We start from the raw sequence: 19,349 nt of genomic DNA, 5'->3' as shown, positions 1-19,349 counted from the left end.
CTGTTCCTGATCGCCGAGCGCCTGCGCAACCTGGGCAAATACACCTTTGCCGACGTGGTCTCCTACCGCCTGGAACAAACCCCGGTACGCCTGACCTCGGCCCTGGGCACCTTGACCGTGGCACTGATGTACCTGGTGGCGCAGATGGTCGGCGCGGGCAAGCTGATCGAGTTGCTGTTCGGCATCAGTTACCTCTACGCGGTGATGCTGGTCGGCGTGCTGATGGTGTTCTACGTGACCTTCGGTGGCATGCTCGCCACACCTGGGTGCAGATCATCAAGGCTGTGTTGCTGCTCTCGGGTACCAGTTTCATGGCGTTCATGGTGCTCAAGCATTTTGGCTTCAGCACCGAAGCGATGTTCAGCGCCGCCACGCAAGTGCACGCCAAGGGCACCGCGATCATGGCGCCGGGCGGGCTGCTGTCCAACCCCATCGACGCGATATCCCTGGGCCTTGGCATGATGTTCGGCACCGCCGGCCTGCCGCATATCCTGATGCGCTTCTTCACCGTGAGCGACGCCAAGGAAGCGCGCAAGAGCGTGTTCTACGCCACCGGCTTCATCGGCTACTTCTACCTGCTGCTGATTCTGGTGGGCTTCGGCGCCATCGTGATGGTCGGCACCGACCCGGCCTACCGCGACGTCAACGGCGCGATCATCGGCGGCGGCAACATGATCGCCGTGCACCTGGCGCAAGCCGTGGGTGGCAACCTGTTCCTGGGCTTCATCTCGGCCGTGGCCTTCGCCACCATCCTGGCGGTGGTCGCCGGCCTGGCCTTGTCCGGTGCCTCGGCGGTGTCCCACGACCTGTATGCCTGCGTGATCCGCAAGGGCCAGGCCAGCGAGAAAGAGGAGATGCGTGTATCGCGTATCGCCACCCTGGTGATCGGCGTGCTGGCGATCATCCTCGGGTTGATGTTCGAGTCGCAGAACATCGCGTTCCTCTCCGGGCTGGTGCTGGCGATCGCCGCGTCGGTGAATTTCCCGGTGCTGTTCCTCTCGATGTACTGGAAGGGCCTGACCACCCGCGGCGCGGTGATCGGCAGCATGAGCGGGCTGGTCTCGGCCATCGTGCTGCTGGTGCTGAGCCCGGCGGTGTGGGTCAACGTGCTGCACAACGAAAAAGCCCTGTTCCCCTACAGCAACCCGGCACTGTTCTCGATGAGCCTGGCGTTCCTGGGGGCGTGGCTGTTCTCGGTCACCGATACCTCGGCGCGGGCCGCCGAAGAGCGCGGCCGTTACCTGGCGCAGTTCATTCGCTCGATGACCGGGATCGGTGCCGCAGGCGCCAGCAAACACTGAAAACAACCACACGATTGTCGGGTATAAAAATAATGAACCACATTCGCCTTACACCGGCGTCGCTGCTGGCAAGCCTGGCCTTGCCGCTGGTCGCCACACCGGCCATGGCCGACTTCATCGGCGACAGCCATGCCAGGGTCGAGCTGCGCAACCACTACATCAACCGCGATTTCCGCCAGGACAACGCGCCGCAGTCCAAGGCCGAGGAATGGGCCCAGGGCTTCACCGCCAAGTTCGAGTCGGGCTTTACCGAAGGCCCGGTGGGTGTCGGTGTGGATGCCATGGGCCAACTGGGCATCAAGCTCGATTCCAGCCGCGACCGGCGCGGCACTGGCCTGTTGCCCTATGGGCGCAACAGCCTGGAGCCGGCCGACGACTACAGCGAACTGGGCCTGACCGCCAAGCTGCGCGCCTCCAAAAGCGTGCTGCGCCTGGGCACCCTGCAGCCGACATTGCCGGTGGTGGTGTACAACGACACGCGCCTGCTGGCCGCAAGCTTCCAGGGCGGCCTGCTGACCGGCCAGGAAATCGACGGCCTGACGGTCAATGCCGGGCGCCTGACCAAGGCCAACCTGCGTGATTCCTCCAGCCGTGACGACATCGGCTATGGCGCCGCCAGCAGCGATCGCTTCGACTTCGGCGGCGGCACCTATGCATTCACCCCGCAGCTGAACCTGACCTACTACTACGCCCAGCTCGAACAGATCTACCGTCAGCAGTTCGTCGGCCTGGTGCATACCCAGCCGCTGGGCGAAGGCCTGAGCCTGCGCAGCGACCTGCGCTACTTCGACAGCCGTGGCGATGGCGCCGAGCGGGCAGGGCGCATCGACAACCGCAACGCCAACGGCATGTTCACCCTGGCCAGCGGTGCACACAAAGTCAGTGCCACCTTCCAGCAGATGTCCGGCGACAGCGCCTTCCCGTTCCTCAACGGCGGCGACCCGTACACCGTCAACCTGGTGACCTACAACACCTACACCCGTGCCGGTATCGATTCGTGGCAACTGCGCTACGACTACGACTTCGTTGCGCTGGGCGTACCGGGCCTGACCTTCATGACCCGCTACACCGATGGCCGGCATGCCAGGACCGCGACGGTAGACAACGGCCGTGAGCGTGAGCGCGACACCGACATCACCTACGTGGTGCAGAGCGGCCCCTTAAAGAACGTCAGCCTACGCTGGCGCAACGTCACCTTTCGCTCGGGCAACGGGTTGACCACCGACCTGGACGAAAACCGCCTGATCATCGGCTACACCCTGGCGCTGTGGTAAGCGCGCCCCTTAAAAGAACCGGAGGACACCCCATGTCTGTTGCCCCAACCTTGCAAAGCTTCATCGCCGGCCGCTGGCTCGGCCAGCATGGCGCGCAACCCTTGCGCAGCGCCCTGGACGGGCATGTCCTGGCCTACAGCCATGAAGAGCGTCCCGACTTTGCCGAGGCCATCGAGCATGCTCGCCAGCAAGGCCTGAAGGCATTGATGGCGATGGACTTCCAGCAGCGTGCGGCGCGGCTCAAGGCGCTGGCACTGTACCTGGCCGAGCGCAAGGAGCAGCTTTACGCCCTGTCCCATCACAGCGGCGCGACCCGCGCCGACAGCTGGATCGACATCGAGGGTGGCAACGCCACGCTGTTCGCCTATGCCGGCATCGGCAGCCGCGAGCTGCCCTCGGGCAACCTGCTGCACGAAGGCCCGGCATTCCCGCTGGGCAAGCAGGGCACGTTCGCCGGCAGCCATATCCTGGTGCCGCGTGCGGGGCTTGCGGTGCACATCAACGCGTTCAACTTCCCGATCTGGGGCATGCTCGAGAAGTTCGCGCCGACCTTCCTGGCCGGTATGCCATGCATCGTCAAGCCGGCCACCTCCACCAGCTACCTGACCGAGGCGGTGGTGCGCCTGATGGACGCGTCCGGCCTGTTGCCGGTGGGCAGCCTGCAACTGGTGGTGGGGAGCACGGGCGATCTGCTCGACCGCCTGCAGGGTCAGGACGTGGTGACTTTCACCGGGTCTGCCGACACGGCGGCCAAGTTGCGCGTCAACCCGAACCTGATCCGCAACTCGGTGCCATTCACCGCCGAAGCCGACTCGCTGAACTGCGCCATCCTGGGCCCGGACGTGCAGCCGGATGATGCCGAGTTCGACCTGTACATCAAGGAAGTGGTGCGCGAGATGACCACCAAGGCGGGGCAGAAGTGCACCGCCATCCGCCGCGCCATCGTGCCGGCCAGGCACCTGGATGCCGTGGCCACGCGTTTGCGCGAGCGCCTGAGCAAGGTGGTGGTGGGCGACCCGTCGGTTGAGGGCGTGCGCATGGGCGCGCTGGCCTCGCACGACCAGCAGCGCGACGTGGGTGAGCGGGTGCGCAGCCTGCTGCAAAGCTGCGATCAGCTGTTTGGTGCCAGTGATGGGTTTGCGCCACGGGGCGAGGGCGTGGGGGAAGGTGCATTCTTTGCGCCGACCTTGCTGCACGCACGCGACCCGCATGCCGAGGGCGGCGCGCATGATATCGAGGCGTTCGGCCCGGTCAGTACGCTGATGGCGTATGACGACCTGGACGAAGCGCTGGCGCTGGCGGCACGTGGCAAGGGCAGCCTGGTAGCCAGCCTGGTAACCGCAGACCGCGAGGTAGCAGCCAAGGCGATCCCTGTCGCGGCGGCATGGCATGGCCGCCTGTTGATCCTGGACAGCGAGGCGGCGGTGGAGTCGACCGGGCACGGTTCGCCCCTGCCACAGCTCAAGCATGGCGGCCCTGGGCGCGCCGGTGGCGGTGAGGAGCTGGGCGGCCTGCGCGCGGTCAAGCATTACCTGCAGCGTGCAGCGGTGCAGGGTTCGCCGAGCATGCTGATGGCGGTGACCGGCGAGTATGTACGCGGTGCCCAGGTGTTCGAGAGCGACGTGCATCCGTTCCGTCGCCACTTCGAGGACCTGCGCATTGGCGAGTCGCTGCTGACCCATCGCCGCACGGTGACCGAGGCTGACCTGGTGAATTTCGGCTGCCTGTCGGGGGACCACTTCTACATGCACTTCGACGAGATTGCGGCAAAGCAGTCGCAGTTCGGCAAGCGCATCGCGCACGGGTATTTCGTGCTGTCGGCGGCGGCGGGGTTGTTTGTGTCGCCGGGGGAAGGGCCGGTACTGGCCAACTATGGGCTGGACACGTTGCGCTTCATCAGCCCGGTGGGTATTGGTGACACCATTCAGGCGCGCCTGACCTGCAAGCGCAAGATCGACCAGGGCAAATCCAGCCCGCTGGGGCAGCCCCAGGGGGTGGTGGCGTGGGATGTGGAGGTGACCAACCAGCTGGGTGAGCTGGTGGCCAGTTACGACATCCTGACCTTGGTGCTCAAGCGTCCGGTGTGACGGCGAGCGCTTTGCGCTCGTTCGCTGGCAAGCCAGCTCCCACAGGTAGTGCGCCGTCCTCAGGGGCTGCATTGTTCATGTGGGGGCTGGCTTGCCAGCGAAGGGGCCGGCCCACTGCACGCACCTGCTGCAATTTGTTGTGGTTATTTTTCTCATTGGTTGTACGATAACGTATCTCTAAATGAGACATCTGTCACACCACAATAAAAACAAGTGCCCGGCTGGACCGGGCCTATTGCACCAGGAAGGCGCTATGAAACTGCGTTACCGACTCGCGTTGATGGTTTTTTGTGCTGTGCTCGGTCTGCTGCTGATTGCCGGGTTCAGCTTGAGCGCGTTGCGCTCGAACATGGTGGAAAACAAGCGTAGCGAAATCTATACCGTGCTCAACCTGGCGGCGCAGCAGGTGGCGTACTTCCAGGACCTGGAGCAGCGCGGCACCCTCAGCCGTGAGGTGGCGCAGGCCAAGGCCATCGAAGCCCTGTCGAGCCTGCGTGACGGCAAGAAGACCTACCTGTGGGCGCGTACCGAGGGCGCTTTGGGCCTGGTCCATCCCAACCCCGACGTGATCGGCAAGGTCGATGTCGGCGTCACCCTGCCCGACGGGCGCAGCAAATGGCAGGGCTACCTGGATGGCCTGAAGAACACCCGCCTGGCGTATTTCGATGACCTGGCCAAGTATCCCGGTGCCGATCAGCCGGTGCCTAAAATCAACGGCATCGTCAAGATCGAGGGCTGGAACTGGTTGGTAGGCTTTGGCATTTTTGTCGATGACATCGATGCGGCGTTCTGGCGCCTGGCCTGGCAGATATTCGCGGTTGGCTTGCTGGTGGTGCTGGTGACCACGGTGCTGGCGGCCAGCCTGTCGCGGGGCATCTATCGCAGCCTGGGCGGTGAGCCGACGTACGCCACCGAGGTGGCGCGGGCCATTGCGGCGGGTGACCTGAGCCGGCCGGTGCAGGGCAGCTTTGGTGCGCAGAGCCTGTTGGCGGCGTTGGCGACCATGCAGGCCAGCCTGCGTGAGATGATCGTGTCCATCCAGAGCGGCTCGGTGCTGCTGGGCGAGGCTGCCAGCGGCCTGACCGGGCAGATGGGCCAGATCGACAGCGCTTCGCACAGGACCTCCGAGGCGACCACGGCAACAGCGGCGGCGATCGAGCAGATGTCGGTGACCATCGATCATATCTCCTTCAGTGCACGGGAGACCGAGACCAATTCTGCGCGCTCTTCGCAGTTGGCCGCCGAGGGCGAGCAACTGGTCAGCCAGGCGGCGGGGGCGATCCAGCAGGTGTCTGCGCAGGTGCAGGACGCGTCGTGCGCATTGCCGGGCTGGTCAAGCGCACCCATGAAATCGACGGCATCACCAGCGCTATCAGCAACATTGCCAGCCAGACCAACCTGCTGGCGCTCAATGCCGCCATAGAAGCGGCACGTGCCGGCGAATTCGGCCGCGGCTTCTCGGTGGTCGCCGACGAAGTGCGCAAGCTGTCGCGCCTGTCGGCCGAAACCGGCCAGTCGATGGATGCGAAAGTCGGCGAGATCAACCACGCGATCCAGTCCAGCATCGATGCCGCCACCGTGCTGGGCGCCGAGGAGCAGGCCAACCTGCAAGCGCTGGAGCAGGTACTCGATGAGGTGATCAGCGACCTGGGCACCAACCTTGATGCCCTCGACGGTGCTTCGCGTGCCTTGCAGCAGGACGCCCGCGCCACCCAGGCCGATATCCACGCGATCATGGTCGGCTTGCAGTTCCAGGACCGTGCCGACCAGATGCTCGATCACCTGCAGACCGACCTGCTGCAACTGCTCGACGCCCTGGCCCACGACGACACCCGCCTGCACGACCCACAGGCCTGGCTGCAGCAATTGCGCCAACGCTTTACCACGAGCGAAGAGCGGGCCGGCCACAGCCAGTCGACAAGCAACAGCGACGTGACCTTTTTCTAACTCCCGGAAGCCCTGAACATGGCCAAGACCATCCTCATCGTCGACGACTCTGCCTCGATGCGCCAACTTGTGAAAATCAGCCTTGCCAGCGCCGGTCATCAGATCATCGAAGCCTGCGACGGGCGCGACGCGCTGAAAAAGCTCACCGGCCAGAAGATCAACCTGGTGATCAGCGACGTGAACATGCCCAACCTCGATGGCATCGGCCTGGTCAAGGCACTCAAGGCCCGCAACGAGTACCGCTTTACCCCGATCATGATGCTGACCACCGAAAGCGAGCAGGCGAAAAAGGCCGAAGGCCAGGCTGCCGGCGCCAAGGCCTGGATCGTCAAGCCGTTCCAGCCGCAGCAGTTGCTCGCTGCGGTCGAAAAGCTGATTGGTTGACGGGCATGTTCAGCCTCGTCCCGGCCACCCCTGAAACGCCTGCCAGGTTGCGCCTGGACGGCGACCTGACCATCTATGAGGTGCGTGGGGCACGCGAGCAACTGCTGGCCTTGCTGCCCACCCAGCCCGTGCCCTGGCAACTGGACCTGGGCGGCCTGGACGAACTCGACAGCGCCGGCGTGCAACTGCTGCTGAGCCTGCAGAAAACCCTGTGCGCAAACGGCCACAGCGCCGAGGTGATCGCCCTGCCGGGCAACGCCCGTACGCTGCTGGAGCTGCTGCGCCTCCCCTCGTTATGCCCGGCCGGCCTGCCCGTGCCGTGCGAGGAGTAAGCATGTTCGACGCCGAACAATGGAGCCAGTTGCTACAGGGGTTTCTTGAAGAAGCCCGCGACCTGCTCAAGGAAGCCGAAGACAGCCTGCTGCACCTGGAAACCCGCCCCGACGACGAGGACGCGATCAATGCGCTGTTTCGTGCGGTGCATACGCTCAAGGGCTCGGCGGGGATCTTCTCGCTCGATCCGCTGGTAGCCCTGGCCCACCAGCTGGAAAACCTGCTGATGGGCGTGCGCGACGGGGTACGCACACTGGACGCGGCACTGACCTCGCTGATGTTGCAGTGCATGGACGAACTGGGCGTGATGCTCGACAGCATCGACCCGCAGTCGGCCAGCATGCCGCCACACACCGCGCGCCAGGCCGCGCTGTTGGCGGCACTGGCAGCGCAGCAGAGCACCCCGCCCGCAGTACCGGATCAACCGGTGCACGCCAGCCCGGTGAGCGGCGAACCGCTGACCTGGTACCTGTCGATTCGCTTCAGCAGCGAGTTGCTGAGCAATGGCTTCGACCCGGCAGCGTTTATCCGCTACCTGGCCCGGCTGGGCGAGATCCTCAGCCTGCAGACCCTCACCTGGGCGCTGCCCGACCTTGAAGCGCTGGACCCGGAAGCCTGCTACCTGGGCTTCGAACTGAGCCTGCGCAGCGATGCCAGCCGCGAGCAGCTGGAAGATGTGTTCAGCCTGGTGCAGGACTTCTGCACCCTGCGCCTGCAAGCCACGCAGGCACCTGATGAGCCCTCCACGGCCCCTTTGCCCGTGCCGACGCAAACGTTGGCGCCCCCGCCGGCACTCGCCCCCGCACCACCGGTACCGGCCGCACTGCCGCCCGCCACCAGCGACAGCCGCACGGCCCCCAGCAGCATGGTCAAGGTGGCGGCGCACAAGCTCGACGAACTCATCAACCTGGTGGGCGAGCTGGTCATCAGCACCGCCGGCGCTCAGATGCAGGCCTTGCGCAGCGCCCACGGCGCCTGTATCGAAAGCGTGCAGGCAGTACAGCAGCACGTCGAGCAGATCCGCGAGCGCGCGCTGAAGCTGCGCATGGTCGAGGTGGGCGAGACCTTCAACCGCTTCCACCGCGTGGTGCGTGATGTGAGCCAGGCGCTGGACAAGCAGATCGCACTGAGCATCCACGGTGGCGACACCGAACTGGACAAGACCCTGATCGATCGCATTGCCGACCCGCTGGTACACCTGGTGCGCAACGCCATCGACCATGGCATCGAAGCGCCTGCCGAGCGACGCGCGGCGGGCAAGCCGGAACAAGGCCAACTGCGCCTGAACGCCTACCACGACTCGGGCATGATCGTGCTGGAGATCCAGGATGACGGGCGCGGCCTGAACACCGCCAAAATCCGCGAGAAGGCCATCGCCCGCGGCATGCTCGACAGTGACACGCTGATCAGCGACCAGGATATCCACATGCTGATCTTCGAGGCCGGTTTCTCGACCGCCGAACAGGTGTCCAACCTGTCTGGCCGCGGCGTGGGCATGGACGTGGTGCGCAGCGCCATCGACCAGTTGCGCGGCGTGATCGAGATCGACTCAACGCCAGGGCTGGGCTGCACCTTCCGCATCCGCCTGCCGCTGACCCTGGCGATCATCGACGGCTTCCTGGTGAGCGTGGGGCCGGAGCACTTCGTGATCCCGCTGGACATGGTCACCGAATGCATGGAAGCGCCTGAAACCCAGGCCGAGCAGCACCACCTCAACCTGCGCGGCCGGCCGCTGCCGTGCATCGACCTGCAGCAGCATTTCGGCCTGCCACGCAGCGCCAGTACACGCCGCAACATCGTGGTGGTCAGCCAGGGCCGGCAGCACGCCGGGCTGATCGTCGATCAACTGCACGGCGAACTGCAAACCGTGATCAAGCCCCTGGGGCAACTGTTCCAGCACCTGAGCGGTATCAGCGGCTCGACCATCCTCGGCTCTGGCCAGGTGGCCCTGATCCTCGACATCCCCAGCCTCTTCCGCCAATCGCAGCACCGCGCCGAAGGCGAGACGCCGCACCTGTTGCCAAGCCCTTCCGGAGAATAACCATGCAAATGATCAGCAATATGAAGATAGGCGTGCGCCTGACCCTGGGTTTTCTGGTGGTGGTGGCGTTGACCGCGCTCATCGGGTTCATCGGCGTGCGCAACCTCAACCAGGTCAATGAGCTGTCGGACCGCATGTACGACTACGACGTGGTCGGCCTGAGCACCCTGCAAGAGGCCAATATCCAGCTGCTGGCGGCCAACCGTGCGGTACGCCAGAGCCTGCTGGCTACCTCCGTCGAGGAACGCGACCAGGCCGCCGCCACAGCACGCGCGTCGATGGAAAAGACCCGTGAGCTGCTGGTCAAGTCGCGCGAGTACTTCCTGACCAAGGATGGCCGCGCACAGGTGGAAAAAATCGAAGGCCCGCTGCAGGACTACATCAGCGTTGCCAACCAGTTGATGAACGTACACCGCCAGTCTGGCGAACTGCAGACCCTCACCGACGCGCTGGCACTGATGCCGAAAAATGTCGCAGCGGCAAACCTGGTGGACGAACTGCTGGGTGAAGCCAGCTCAGGCAAGCAGGCCCGCGCCGGCGAGGCCAACGCCGATATCACCGCCATTGCCGAAAGCTCGCGCCTGCAGATGATCGCCCTGGCCGCCGCCGCGACCTTGATCGGCATGCTCATCGGCGTACTGGTCACACGCAGCATCACCCGCCCGCTGGCCGGTGCGGTAGAAGCAGCAGACCGCATGGCCGCCGGTGACCTGAGCCAGGACCTGGTGGTGACGCGCAAGGACGAGACCGGCCAACTGCTGACCGCCATGCAGAACATGACCGTACGCCTGCGCAGTATCCTGGGTGACGTGCGCAGCGCCGCCGACGCGCTGTCGTCGGCCTCCGAGCAGGTCAGCTCGACCTCCCAGTCGCTGAGCCAGGCCGCCAACGAACAGGCCGCCAGCGTCGAGCAGACCAGTGCGTCGGTCGAAGAGATGTCGGCCTCCATCGCGCAGAACACCGAAAGCGCCAAGATCACCGACGGCATCGCCGGCAAGGCGGCCAACGACGCGGTACAAGGCGGTGGCGCCGTGGGCGACACCGTACTGGCCATGAAGCAGATCGCCGACAAGATCGGCATCATCGACGACATCGCCTACCAGACCAACCTGCTGGCCCTGAACGCGGCGATCGAAGCGGCGCGCGCCGGCGATCACGGCAAGGGCTTCGCGGTGGTGGCCGCCGAGGTGCGCAAGCTGGCCGAGCGCAGCCAGGTGGCCGCACAGGAGATCGGCCAGGTGGCCTCCAGCAGCGTGCGCCTGGCCGAACAGGCCGGCAGCCTGTTGAGCGAGATCGTACCGAACATCCAGAAGACCTCCGACCTGGTCCAGGAAATCACCGCCGCGTCGCAGGAGCAGAGCAGCGCCGCCGGCCAGATCAACATTGCCATGGGCCAGATGAACCAGATCACCCAGCAGAACGCCTCGGCCTCCGAAGAGCTGGCGGCCACCGCCGAAGAAATGAACGCCCAGGCGGGCCAGTTGCAGGAACTGATCGGCTTCTTCCGCTTCGAAGCACACAGCGCCAATGCCCGTCCGCTGCCACGCGTCGCGAGCTGCAAGGCGCCGCCTACAAGCCCACCCACAAGGCGCTGATCGATGAAGGCCAGTTCGTCAGCTTCAATTGAACGAGGCGCAGCCATGAACACGCTAGAACTTGCCACGCAGTCGCCGGACACGCCCGCCAGCATCCAGCACCTGACCTTTCGCGTGCGCCAGGCCGGCTACGCGCTGCCCATCGAGCTGGTGCGCGAGATCATCGAGTACGCCGAAATCACCCGCGTGCCGATGATGCCCGCCTACATCCACGGTGTGCTCAACCTGCGCGGCAATGTGGTGCCGGTACTGGACCTGGCCGCACGCTTCGGCATGGACCTGACCGTGGCCGGCAAGCGCACCTGTATCGTGATCATCGCCTTGCCGCTGGAAGACGGCGTGCAGCGCATCGGCCTGGTGGTGGACGCGGTGGACGCGGTGCTCGACATCGACCCGCGCGTGGTGGTGCCGGCGCCGCCGTTCGGCACCGGCATCCGCGCCGACTTCATTGCCGGCATGGCCCAGCAGGAACAAGGCTTCCTGATCATCCTGAACATGGCCCAGGTGCTCTCGCTGGAGGACATCCGTCACCTCAGCCAGGCGGCGAAGGTCTCCTGAGATGCCCTCGACCTTCAAACTGCCCGTGCTCGGCGAGCCAGAGTTTCGCCGCCTGCAGGCACTGATGAGCAGGGCCTCCGGCATTCACCTGGCAGACAACAAGCGCTCGCTGGTGGCCGGGCGCCTGATGAAGCGCTTGCGCCATCACCGTGTGGACAGCTACAGCGACTACCTGCACCTGATCGAGTTGCCTAACCACAGCCGTGAGCGGCGCCTGGTGATCGACCTGCTGACCACCAACGAGACGTACTTCTTCCGCGAGTTTGCGCATTTCGAGTTTCTTGGCCAGTGGCTGGAACGACGCCGGGGGCCGCTGCGGCTGTGGAGCGCAGCGTGCTCCTCGGGCGAGGAGCCCTACAGCATGGCCATGACGGTGGCCGAGCATGCCAGCGCCGGCGACTGGTCGATCCTGGCCAGCGACCTCAGCCAGAGCATGCTGGCGCTCGCCGAGCAGGGCATCTACGACATCGCCCAGGCGCGCTACTTTCCGCAGGACTGGATGCACCGCCACTGCCTGTGCGGGGTGGGCGACATGCACGGGCGAATGCGCGTGCAGGCGCATCTGCGGGCGCGGATAACCCTGCGCGAGATCAACCTGGTGCAAGCGTTGCCCGAAGGGCTGGGGCCGTTCGACGTGATTTTCCTACGCAATATCCTGATCTACTTCGACACCCAAGAAAAACAACGCATCGTGCAGCGCCTGGTCAGCCAGTTGCGCCCAGGCGGGCTGCTGTTCATCGGGCATGCCGAAAGCATCCACGGTTTCGACCTGCCGCTGCGGCTGGTGCACCCCTCGGTGTTCGAACGCACATGACCGAGCGCCCTGCTGCACCGATCCGGGTATTTATCGTCGACGACTCCGCGCTGGTACGCCAGGTACTCAACCAGTGCCTGAGCAGCCACCCGGGCATCCGCGTGATCGGCATGGCCGCCGACCCGCTGTACGCTATCGAAAAGATGCGCCGAGACTGGCCCGACGTACTGGTGCTGGACATCGAGATGCCGCGCATGGACGGGCTGACCTTCCTGCGCCAGATCATGGCCGAGCGCCCGACGCCGACCATCATCTGCTCGACCCTCACCGAGGCCGGCAACGACCTCAACCTGCAGGCACTGGCCGCCGGCGCCGTGGGCGTGTTTACCAAGGCGCGCCTTGGCCTGCGCCAAAGCCTGGAGAGCCTGGCCACAGGCTTGATCCGCAGCATCGAGGAGGCCGCCCGCACGCGGCCGGTCATGCTACCCGTGTCGCACGCAAAAGAAAAAACCAGTGCGCCGGCTGCAACTGTTATCAAAACCACCGATCGAATCGTTACACTTGGCTGCTCGACCGGAGGCACCCAGGCGCTGGAGTTCATCCTGCGCCAGTTGCCGCGTGATTGCCCGGGGATCGTGATCGTCCAGCACATGCCCGAGAAATTCACCGCCGACTTTGCCCGACGCCTCAACAGCCTCTGCCAAATCGAGGTACGCGAGGCCAGGCATCTGGATCGCGTGCACAGTGGCCTGGCGCTGCTCGCGCCCGGAGGCTTGCACATGCAGCTCAAACGCAGCGGTGCGCACTACCTGGTCGAAGTGCTCGACGGTCCCGCCGTCAACCGGCACAAACCTTCGGTCGATGTCCTGTTTCGCTCTGCTGCCCGGCACGCCGGGGGCAATGCGCTGGGCATCATCATGACCGGGATGGGCGATGACGCGCGCGTGGTTTGCTCAGCATGCGTGAGCACGGTGCTGTCACCGTGGCCCAGGACGAAGCCAGTTGCGTGGTGTTCGGCATGCCCAAGGAGGCGATACGGTTGGGCGGCGCCCAATCGGTTGAGCCGCTGGTCAGGCTGCCGGCGCTGATTGCCCACTTCGGCGATAACGTGCGTCACGGCTAGCCCGACACCGCCCCCTTATTTCGCGACACAGGCCAACCTATGCTTTGCCGATTACTCCTTGCAGACGAGTCGCCCCTGTTCAGAGCAGGTTTGCGCGCGCTGCTCGAACAAAAACAAGATTACGCAGTGGTGGGTGAAGCGAATGACGGCCTGAGTGCTGTCGAGCTTGCCGAACAGCTCAAGCCCGACATCATCATGCTCGACATGGCGCTGGACGCACTCGAAAGCGACGAGATCCTGCGCGAGCTGTGCCTGCGGGTGCCGGCGAGCATGGTGCTGATGCTCTCGGCGCGCTCGGAGCTGGAGTTCGTGATGAAGTGCCTGCAACAGGGCGCCCACGGCTTTCTGCTCAAAACCGCTACCGTGCTGGAGCTGGAGCTGGCCTTGCAGGCCCTGAAAAACGGCGGCCAGTACCTGTCGTCGGCGGTGTTGCCGCTGGTGATCGGTCAGGCGGTCAAGCACAGCCGCAAGCGGCATTCAGGCAACAGCAGCATGCAACTGACTGCGCGCCAGCTGGAGATCCTGCGCCTGATCGCCCGCGGCGAGTCGACCCGCTCGATTGCCGATGGCCTGGGCCTGAGCGTGAAGACCGTGGAAGCACATCGCTCGCAGATCATGCACCGCCTGCAGATTCACGACATACCGGGCCTGGTGCTGTTTGCGGTGCGCGAAGGGATCATCCGCATCAACGACTGAGGCGGCGCCTTTTCAGCCTTGCAGTGCCTGCAGGGCGCCTTGCAGGGCCACTGGCAGGCTGGCAGGCTGGCCGGACGCACGCTCGACGAACACCTGCACCATGCGCCCGGCCGCGCTGGGCTGGGCTTCGCCGACCTTGAACAGGGCCAGCTCGTACTCCACCGAGCTGCCGGCCACGCGCGCGACACGCAGGCCGACTTCGAGGCACTCGGGAAAGGCTGCCGAAGCGAAGAAATCACAGCCCGAACTGACCACGAACCCCACCACTTCCCCGTCTTGCGGGTCGAGACCGGCTTGCTCGATCAGGTAGCCCTGTACCGCGCTGTCGAAGAACGCATAGACCGTGGCGCTGGCGATATGGCCGTTGATGTCGTTGTCCTGCCAGCGGGTGAGCAGGGGGTGGAAGTGAGGGTAGTGGTGGCGTTCGGGGAGGTGGGTCATGGCGGGCCTGTACCGGGCGGAAAAGGTAGAGAAGCTTCCCACACTTGTGCTTCAACCGCCTCGTTGCGATTTGCTGTCGAGCCAACAAGGCTGACAACGCCGATCCATCAGGCGATGCTGCGTTGCAGCACATGCAGGAGCGGGCTTGCCGATGAAGACGCCGGGTGTAAACGGCCTCCCCCGCAATGAAAAAGCCGCCCATTCGGGCGGCTTTTTCTCAGCAGGCTGGCAACACCTTAGTGTTGTGGGCCGGCTGCCTTGATCGCGTCGGAAACGTCGAACTTCTTGAAGTTCTCGATGAACAGCGAGGCCAGGCCCTTGGCTGCTTCATCGTACGCCGCGCTGTCAGCCCAGGTGTTGCGCGGGTTGAGCAGGACGGTTTCAACGCCCGGTACCAGCTTCGGTACGTCCAGGTTGATGATGTCCAGGTGCTCGGTTTCGGCACCCACCAGCGCGCCACTCTGGATCGCTGCAATCACCGCGCGGGTGGTCGGGATGTTGAAGCGCTTGCCCACACCGTAGCCACCACCGGTCCAACCGGTGTTGACCAGGTACACCTTCGAACCGAAACCACGGATACGCTTGATCAGCAGCTCAGCGTACTCGCCCGCCGGACGCGGGAAGAACGGCGCGCCGAAGCAGGTGGAGAAGGTCGACTTGATGCCGCTGCCCGAACCCATTTCGGTCGAACCCACCAGCGCGGTGTAACCCGACAGGAAGTGGTAGGCAGCCTGCTCTTCGCTGAGGATCGACACCGGTGGCAGTACACCGGTCAGGTCGCAGGTCAGGAAGATGACGGCGTTCGGCTCGCCGCCCAGGTTTTTCTCGGAACGCTTGGCAACGTGCTCCAGCGGGTAGGCGGCACGGCTGTTCTGGGTCAGGCTGACATCGGCATAGTCAGCATGCTTGGCGTCGTCGATAACGACGTTTTCCAGCACTGCGCCGTGCTTGATGGCTTTCCAGATGACCGGCTCGTTCTTCTCCGACAGGTCGATGCACTTGGCATAGCAACCGCCTTCGATGTTGAACACCACGCCTTCACCCCAGCCGTGCTCGTCGTCACCGATCAGGTAACGGCTTTCGTCGGCCGACAGGGTGGTCTTGCCGGTACCCGACAGGCCGAAGAACAGCGTCACGTCGCCCGCTTCGCCAATGTTGGCGGCGCAGTGCATCGGCAGTACGTCGGCAGCCGGCAGCAGGAAGTTCTGCACCGAGAACATCGCCTTCTTCATCTCGCCGGCGTAACGCATGCCCGCGATCAGGACTTTCTTCTGGGCAAAGTTGAGGATCACGCAACCGTCGGAGTTGGTGCCGTCACGCTCTGGCACGCACTCGAAGTTGGCCACGTTGAGCACCTGCCACTCATCACGGCCCGCCGCGTTGTACTGCGCCGGGTTGATGAACAGGCAACGACCGAACAGGTTCTGCCAGGCGGTCTGGGTAGTCATGCGTACCGGCAGGTAGTGCTCGGCGGCCGCACCTACGTGGACGTAGGAAACGAAATGCTCTTGGGCGTTGTTGAACGCCTCGACGCGGTCCCACAGGGCATCGAACTTGTCGGCCGGGAACTTGCGGTTGATCGGGCCCCAGGCAATCGCGGCCGACGTGGACGGCTCGTCGACGATGAAACGGTCAACCGGCGAACGACCAGTACGGTGACCGGTTTTCACGACCAGCGCGCCAGTATCGGCCAGCTCGCCTTCACCGCGGTTCAGCGCTTCTTTTACCAGCTCATCGACGCTCAGGTCGGTGTACACGGTGTTTTTGGCTTGCGTCATGAGATTCCCCATCCGGCCTGCGGCCGAGTGCTCCAAACGTTTTGTAGTAGAGCTTTGAAAACTACTACAGCGAAAAAAGTGGCCGGATTATGCCAGAAACGCCCAAAAAAAGTAGGGCCCTCCTGTCAGAACGGCGTGTTTCCGGCGTTCGACAGGAGATTTACCTGAACTGAAACGTTTCAGTGACGAGTATCTGACGGCGAGTCAACCCCGCCTCCGGCGAACAATTGCGTGATATCGGTGCCATCGAACAGGTAGCGTTCGTTGCAGAACTGGCAATCGATCTCGACCTTGCCGCCGTGCTCGAGCAGCAGCTGCTGCGCGTCTTCCAGGCCCAGGCTGACCAGCGCATTGGCCGAGCGCTCGCGCGAGCAGCTGCAATGGAAGTGCAGCGACTGGATATCGAACAGGCGCAACGCCTCCTCGTGGTAAAGGCGGTGCAGGACCGTCTCGTTGTCCAGGCCCAGCAGCTCTTCGGCGGTCAGGGTGGTGGCCAGGGCGGTGACGTGCTGCCAGCTTTCAGCGCGCTCCTCGTCGTCCTTCTGGCGATCGGCCGGCAGCTGTTGCAGCAGCAGGCCACGGGCACGGCGGCCGTCGGCGTTGAGCCAGAAGCGTGTGCCGACCTGCTGCGACATCACGAAGTAGTTGGTAAAGCACTCCGACAGGTCCTTGCCATCCAGGTCCACGATGCCCTGGTAGCGCTGGCCACGGGTCGGGTCGATGGTCAACGCCAGCTGGCCATCTGGCATCAGGTCGGCGAGGCTCGCGCCCGCCTCGATCTGCGCGCCGTCATAACGTGCCAGGCCACGGATTTCGCGATCGCTGGAGCATTCGATCATCAACAAGGGGATCGGCCCTTGCGAGCGCGCCTGCAAGATCAGCAGGCCGTCGAATTTCAGCGCGCCCACCAACAGCGACGCCGCGGCCATCAGCTCGCCGAGCAGTTGCGCCACCGGCTGTGGGTAGGCATGTTTGGCCAGCACTTCGGCATAGCTGCGCTCCAGCGAAACCAGCTCGCCGCGCACATCGCGCTCGTCGAAAATGAAGCGTTGGGTGAAGTCGGTATCCGGCAAATCGTGCATGGCTTTGGCTTTCTGAAAAGGTGGCGGAACAAGCGCGTATTTTAGGGCTTAACCCGCGCTGTCGTGCAACTGGTGCAATTGGCGACGCTGTTTCTTGCTGGGCCGGCCGTCGGTACTGACGCCCAGGGCACCCGCCTTGCGCAGTGCCGCCGCCTGTTCGCGGCGCGCGACGCTCTGCGCGGTTTCTTCGTACAACGCCTGGGCTTCAGGGGCGCCACGCCGCACCACGGACAGCGCCTTGACCACCACGGTGCGCTCGTCGAAGCCGGTGCGCAAGACGAACTCGTCGCCCAGGCGCGGCTCCTTGCCAGGCTTGCAGCGCTCGCCGCGACAGTGCACCTTGCCACTTTCGATGGCAGCCTTGGCCAGGGCGCGGGTCTTGTAGAAGCGTGCCGCCCACAACCATTTGTCCAGGCGAACCTTGTCGTCCTCTTCCGGCTTTTGTGCCATAGCATTTCCCCGTTCCATTTCTTTCATGGAACTGTACTACCGTAACTGGCGGATGCAAAAAGTACGCAGCGTGCTTACAGTTCACCGACTTACTCGCAGGTTGTGCATTTTGAAGACATTTGACCATTTGAGCGTGATCGGCCTGCGCGAGTGGGTGGCCCTGCCCGACCTTGGCGTAGCCGGCCTGCGCGCCAAGATCGACACCGGCGCCAGCACCTCCAGCCTGCACGCCACCGAAGTGGAAACCTTCGAGCGCGACGGCGAGACCTGGGTACGTTTCAATGCGCACCTGGGTTCGGTGGTACAACTGCGCCACCGACGCTGTGAAGCGCCGCTGGTGACGATGAAGACCATCAAGAGCTCCAACGGCCACGCCCAGATCCGCTACGTGATCCGCACGCCACTGGCGTTGGGTGACCGGGTGTGGGAGGTTGAGTTCACCCTGGCCTGCCGCAAGGCCATGCGCTATCGCTTGCTACTCGGCTCCAAGGCCCTGGTGCACGGCCAACTGGTCGTCAACCCGGGCCTCAAATACGTTCAGGACAAGCCGGCATTCCCGGCCACCATTACCCCCTCCACAGGTGTTGCATGAAGATCGCTGTGCTGTCGCGGAACCCGCGTCTGTATTCCACTCGTCGTCTGGTCGAAGCCGGTACGCAACGAGGCCATGAAATGGTTGTGATCGATACCCTGCGCGCCTATATGAACATTGCCAGTCACAAACCGCAGATCCACTACCGCGGCCGGCCGTTGGAAGGCTTCGATGCGGTGATCCCGCGTATTGGCGCGTCGGTGACCTTCTACGGCTGTGCGGTACTGCGCCAGTTCGAGATGATGGGTGTGTTCCCGCTCAACGAATCGGTGGCCATCGCCCGCTCACGCGACAAGCTGCGCTCGCTGCAGCTGCTGTCGCGGCGTGGCATCGGCCTGCCAGTCACCGGCTTTGCGCACTCCCCCGACGACATTCCCGACCTGATCCAGATGGTCAACGGCGCACCGCTGGTGATCAAGGTGCTCGAAGGCACCCAGGGTATCGGCGTGGTGCTGTGCGAGACGACCAAGGCGGCCGAGTCGGTGATCGAGGCGTTCATGGGCCTCAAGCAGAACATCATGGTGCAGGAGTACATCAAGGAAGCCGGTGGCGCCGATATCCGCTGCTTCGTGGTCGGCGACAAGGTGATCGCCTCGATGAAACGTCAGGCCAAGCCCGGCGAGTTCCGCTCCAACCTGCACCGCGGCGGCACCGCCAGCCTGATCAAGGTCACCCCCGAAGAGCGCATGACCGCCATTCGCGCGGCCAAGGTCATGGGCCTGAGCGTGGCCGGGGTGGATATCCTGCGCTCCAACCATGGCCCGTTGGTGATGGAGGTCAACTCCTCGCCTGGCCTGGAAGGCATCGAGGTGACCACCGGCAAGGATGTTGCCGGGATGATCATCGAGCACCTGGAGAAGAACGGCGGGCCGAACCTGACCCGCACCAAGGGCAAGGGCTGACCGCCCAGGTG

Annotated in this window: 16 protein-coding genes and 3 pseudogenes; 15 read left to right on the top strand and 4 right to left on the bottom strand. The window is 64.3% G+C overall.

Translation table 11 applies throughout. From position 1 onward, the window contains the following. The 13 genes and pseudogenes from G3436_RS00210 to G3436_RS00150 form a co-directional block, all read left to right on the top strand. A pseudogene (locus G3436_RS00210) lies at positions 1-1,301 on the top strand (sodium:solute symporter family transporter); the annotation flags it as partial. Between the two features lie 32 nt (positions 1,302-1,333). Next, positions 1,334-2,575 carry an OprD family porin gene (locus G3436_RS00205; protein WP_163940200.1) on the top strand — a complete coding sequence of 414 codons (1,242 nt, stop codon included), beginning with the start codon at positions 1,334-1,336 and terminating at the stop codon, positions 2,573-2,575. A gap of 32 nt (positions 2,576-2,607) precedes the next feature. Next, on the top strand, positions 2,608-4,662 hold the full coding sequence (gene paaZ / locus G3436_RS00200; protein WP_163940198.1) for a phenylacetic acid degradation bifunctional protein PaaZ: 2,055 nt from the start codon (positions 2,608-2,610) through the stop codon (positions 4,660-4,662). Positions 4,663-4,843: 181 nt separating this feature from the next. After that, the gene (locus G3436_RS00195; protein WP_420801160.1) at positions 4,844-6,085 is read left to right on the top strand and encodes a cache domain-containing protein; all 1,242 of its coding nucleotides are present in this window, start codon (positions 4,844-4,846) and stop codon (positions 6,083-6,085) included. Then, a pseudogene (locus tag G3436_RS28665) lies at positions 6,034-6,609 on the top strand (methyl-accepting chemotaxis protein); the annotation flags it as partial. The gene G3436_RS00195 and the pseudogene G3436_RS28665, both read left to right, overlap by 52 nt. A gap of 18 nt (positions 6,610-6,627) precedes the next feature. Further along, a complete protein-coding gene (locus G3436_RS00185; protein ID WP_163940193.1) occupies positions 6,628-6,993 on the top strand; it encodes a response regulator in 366 nt (121 codons plus the stop codon). 5 nt (positions 6,994-6,998) lie between these two features. After that, positions 6,999-7,325 carry an STAS domain-containing protein gene (locus tag G3436_RS00180; RefSeq protein WP_163940191.1) on the top strand — a complete coding sequence of 109 codons (327 nt, stop codon included), beginning with the start codon at positions 6,999-7,001 and terminating at the stop codon, positions 7,323-7,325. A 2-nt stretch (positions 7,326-7,327) separates the two neighbouring features. Beyond that, the gene (locus G3436_RS00175) at positions 7,328-9,367 is read left to right on the top strand and encodes a chemotaxis protein CheA (RefSeq protein ID WP_163940189.1); all 2,040 of its coding nucleotides are present in this window, start codon (positions 7,328-7,330) and stop codon (positions 9,365-9,367) included. A 2-nt stretch (positions 9,368-9,369) separates the two neighbouring features. Beyond that, positions 9,370-10,962, top strand: coding sequence for a methyl-accepting chemotaxis protein (locus G3436_RS00170; RefSeq protein WP_163940188.1), 1,593 nt, complete (start codon positions 9,370-9,372; stop codon positions 10,960-10,962). Positions 10,963-11,007: 45 nt separating this feature from the next. Beyond that, positions 11,008-11,520, top strand: coding sequence for a chemotaxis protein CheW (locus tag G3436_RS00165; protein ID WP_163940186.1), 513 nt, complete (start codon positions 11,008-11,010; stop codon positions 11,518-11,520). A gap of 1 nt (position 11,521) precedes the next feature. Then, positions 11,522-12,334, top strand: coding sequence for a CheR family methyltransferase (locus G3436_RS00160; protein WP_163940184.1), 813 nt, complete (start codon positions 11,522-11,524; stop codon positions 12,332-12,334). Further along, positions 12,331-13,397, top strand: a pseudogene (locus tag G3436_RS00155) (protein-glutamate methylesterase/protein-glutamine glutaminase). The gene G3436_RS00160 and the pseudogene G3436_RS00155 overlap by 4 nt, the downstream one beginning before the upstream one ends. A gap of 39 nt (positions 13,398-13,436) precedes the next feature. Next, the gene (locus G3436_RS00150) at positions 13,437-14,093 is read left to right on the top strand and encodes a response regulator (RefSeq protein WP_163940182.1); all 657 of its coding nucleotides are present in this window, start codon (positions 13,437-13,439) and stop codon (positions 14,091-14,093) included. A 12-nt stretch (positions 14,094-14,105) separates the two neighbouring features. Here G3436_RS00150 and G3436_RS00145 read toward each other — a convergent pair whose 3' ends face one another. From G3436_RS00145 to G3436_RS00130, 4 genes are all read right to left on the bottom strand, one after another. Then, on the bottom strand, positions 14,106-14,534 hold the full coding sequence (locus G3436_RS00145) for an acyl-CoA thioesterase (RefSeq protein ID WP_163940179.1): 429 nt from the start codon (positions 14,532-14,534) through the stop codon (positions 14,106-14,108). Positions 14,535-14,770: 236 nt separating this feature from the next. Further along, complete coding sequence (locus G3436_RS00140; RefSeq protein WP_163940178.1) at positions 14,771-16,312, bottom strand: phosphoenolpyruvate carboxykinase; 1,542 nt, start codon at positions 16,310-16,312, stop codon at positions 14,771-14,773. A gap of 179 nt (positions 16,313-16,491) precedes the next feature. Further along, complete coding sequence (gene hslO / locus G3436_RS00135; RefSeq protein WP_163940176.1) at positions 16,492-17,394, bottom strand: Hsp33 family molecular chaperone HslO; 903 nt, start codon at positions 17,392-17,394, stop codon at positions 16,492-16,494. A 48-nt stretch (positions 17,395-17,442) separates the two neighbouring features. Beyond that, positions 17,443-17,844 (bottom strand): RNA-binding S4 domain-containing protein, encoded by a 402-nt coding sequence (locus tag G3436_RS00130; RefSeq protein ID WP_163940174.1) that lies wholly within the window; start codon positions 17,842-17,844, stop codon positions 17,443-17,445. Between the two features lie 109 nt (positions 17,845-17,953). On the opposite strand from G3436_RS00130, the gene rimB reads away from it, so the two are divergent. After that, entirely contained in the window at positions 17,954-18,436 is a 483-nt protein-coding gene (rimB, locus tag G3436_RS00125) for a retropepsin-like aspartic endopeptidase RimB (protein ID WP_163940173.1), read from the top strand. Continuing rightward, entirely contained in the window at positions 18,433-19,338 is a 906-nt protein-coding gene (gene rimK / locus G3436_RS00120; RefSeq protein ID WP_163940171.1) for a 30S ribosomal protein S6--L-glutamate ligase, read from the top strand. Before rimB ends, rimK begins: the two co-directional genes overlap by 4 nt. Positions 19,339-19,349 lie beyond the last annotated feature (11 nt).

The organism is Pseudomonas brassicae (genome assembly GCF_010671725.1).
In the GTDB taxonomy this organism is placed as follows: Bacteria; Pseudomonadota; Gammaproteobacteria; order Pseudomonadales; family Pseudomonadaceae; genus Aquipseudomonas; species Aquipseudomonas brassicae.
The sequence above is the reverse complement of the archived record's forward strand: the minus strand, read 5'-3'. Positions and strand labels throughout refer to the sequence as shown.

Bases quoted from the DNA above. Each gene is read 5' to 3' on its own strand.
- G3436_RS00205 (WP_163940200.1), top strand. From the start codon at position 1,334: ATGAACCACATTCGCCTTACACCGGCGTCGCTGCTGGCAAGCCTGGCC.
- paaZ (WP_163940198.1), top strand. From the start codon at position 2,608: ATGTCTGTTGCCCCAACCTTGCAAAGCTTCATCGCCGGCCGCTGGCTC.
- G3436_RS00195 (WP_420801160.1), top strand. From the start codon at position 4,844: ATGAGACATCTGTCACACCACAATAAAAACAAGTGCCCGGCTGGACCG.
- G3436_RS00185 (WP_163940193.1), top strand. From the start codon at position 6,628: ATGGCCAAGACCATCCTCATCGTCGACGACTCTGCCTCGATGCGCCAA.
- G3436_RS00180 (WP_163940191.1), top strand. From the start codon at position 6,999: ATGTTCAGCCTCGTCCCGGCCACCCCTGAAACGCCTGCCAGGTTGCGC.
- G3436_RS00175 (WP_163940189.1), top strand. From the start codon at position 7,328: ATGTTCGACGCCGAACAATGGAGCCAGTTGCTACAGGGGTTTCTTGAA.
- G3436_RS00170 (WP_163940188.1), top strand. From the start codon at position 9,370: ATGCAAATGATCAGCAATATGAAGATAGGCGTGCGCCTGACCCTGGGT.
- G3436_RS00165 (WP_163940186.1), top strand. From the start codon at position 11,008: ATGAACACGCTAGAACTTGCCACGCAGTCGCCGGACACGCCCGCCAGC.
- G3436_RS00160 (WP_163940184.1), top strand. From the start codon at position 11,522: ATGCCCTCGACCTTCAAACTGCCCGTGCTCGGCGAGCCAGAGTTTCGC.
- G3436_RS00150 (WP_163940182.1), top strand. From the start codon at position 13,437: ATGCTTTGCCGATTACTCCTTGCAGACGAGTCGCCCCTGTTCAGAGCA.
- G3436_RS00145 (WP_163940179.1), bottom strand. From the start codon at position 14,534: ATGACCCACCTCCCCGAACGCCACCACTACCCTCACTTCCACCCCCTG.
- G3436_RS00140 (WP_163940178.1), bottom strand. From the start codon at position 16,312: ATGACGCAAGCCAAAAACACCGTGTACACCGACCTGAGCGTCGATGAG.
- hslO (WP_163940176.1), bottom strand. From the start codon at position 17,394: ATGCACGATTTGCCGGATACCGACTTCACCCAACGCTTCATTTTCGAC.
- G3436_RS00130 (WP_163940174.1), bottom strand. From the start codon at position 17,844: ATGGCACAAAAGCCGGAAGAGGACGACAAGGTTCGCCTGGACAAATGG.
- rimK (WP_163940171.1), top strand. From the start codon at position 18,433: ATGAAGATCGCTGTGCTGTCGCGGAACCCGCGTCTGTATTCCACTCGT.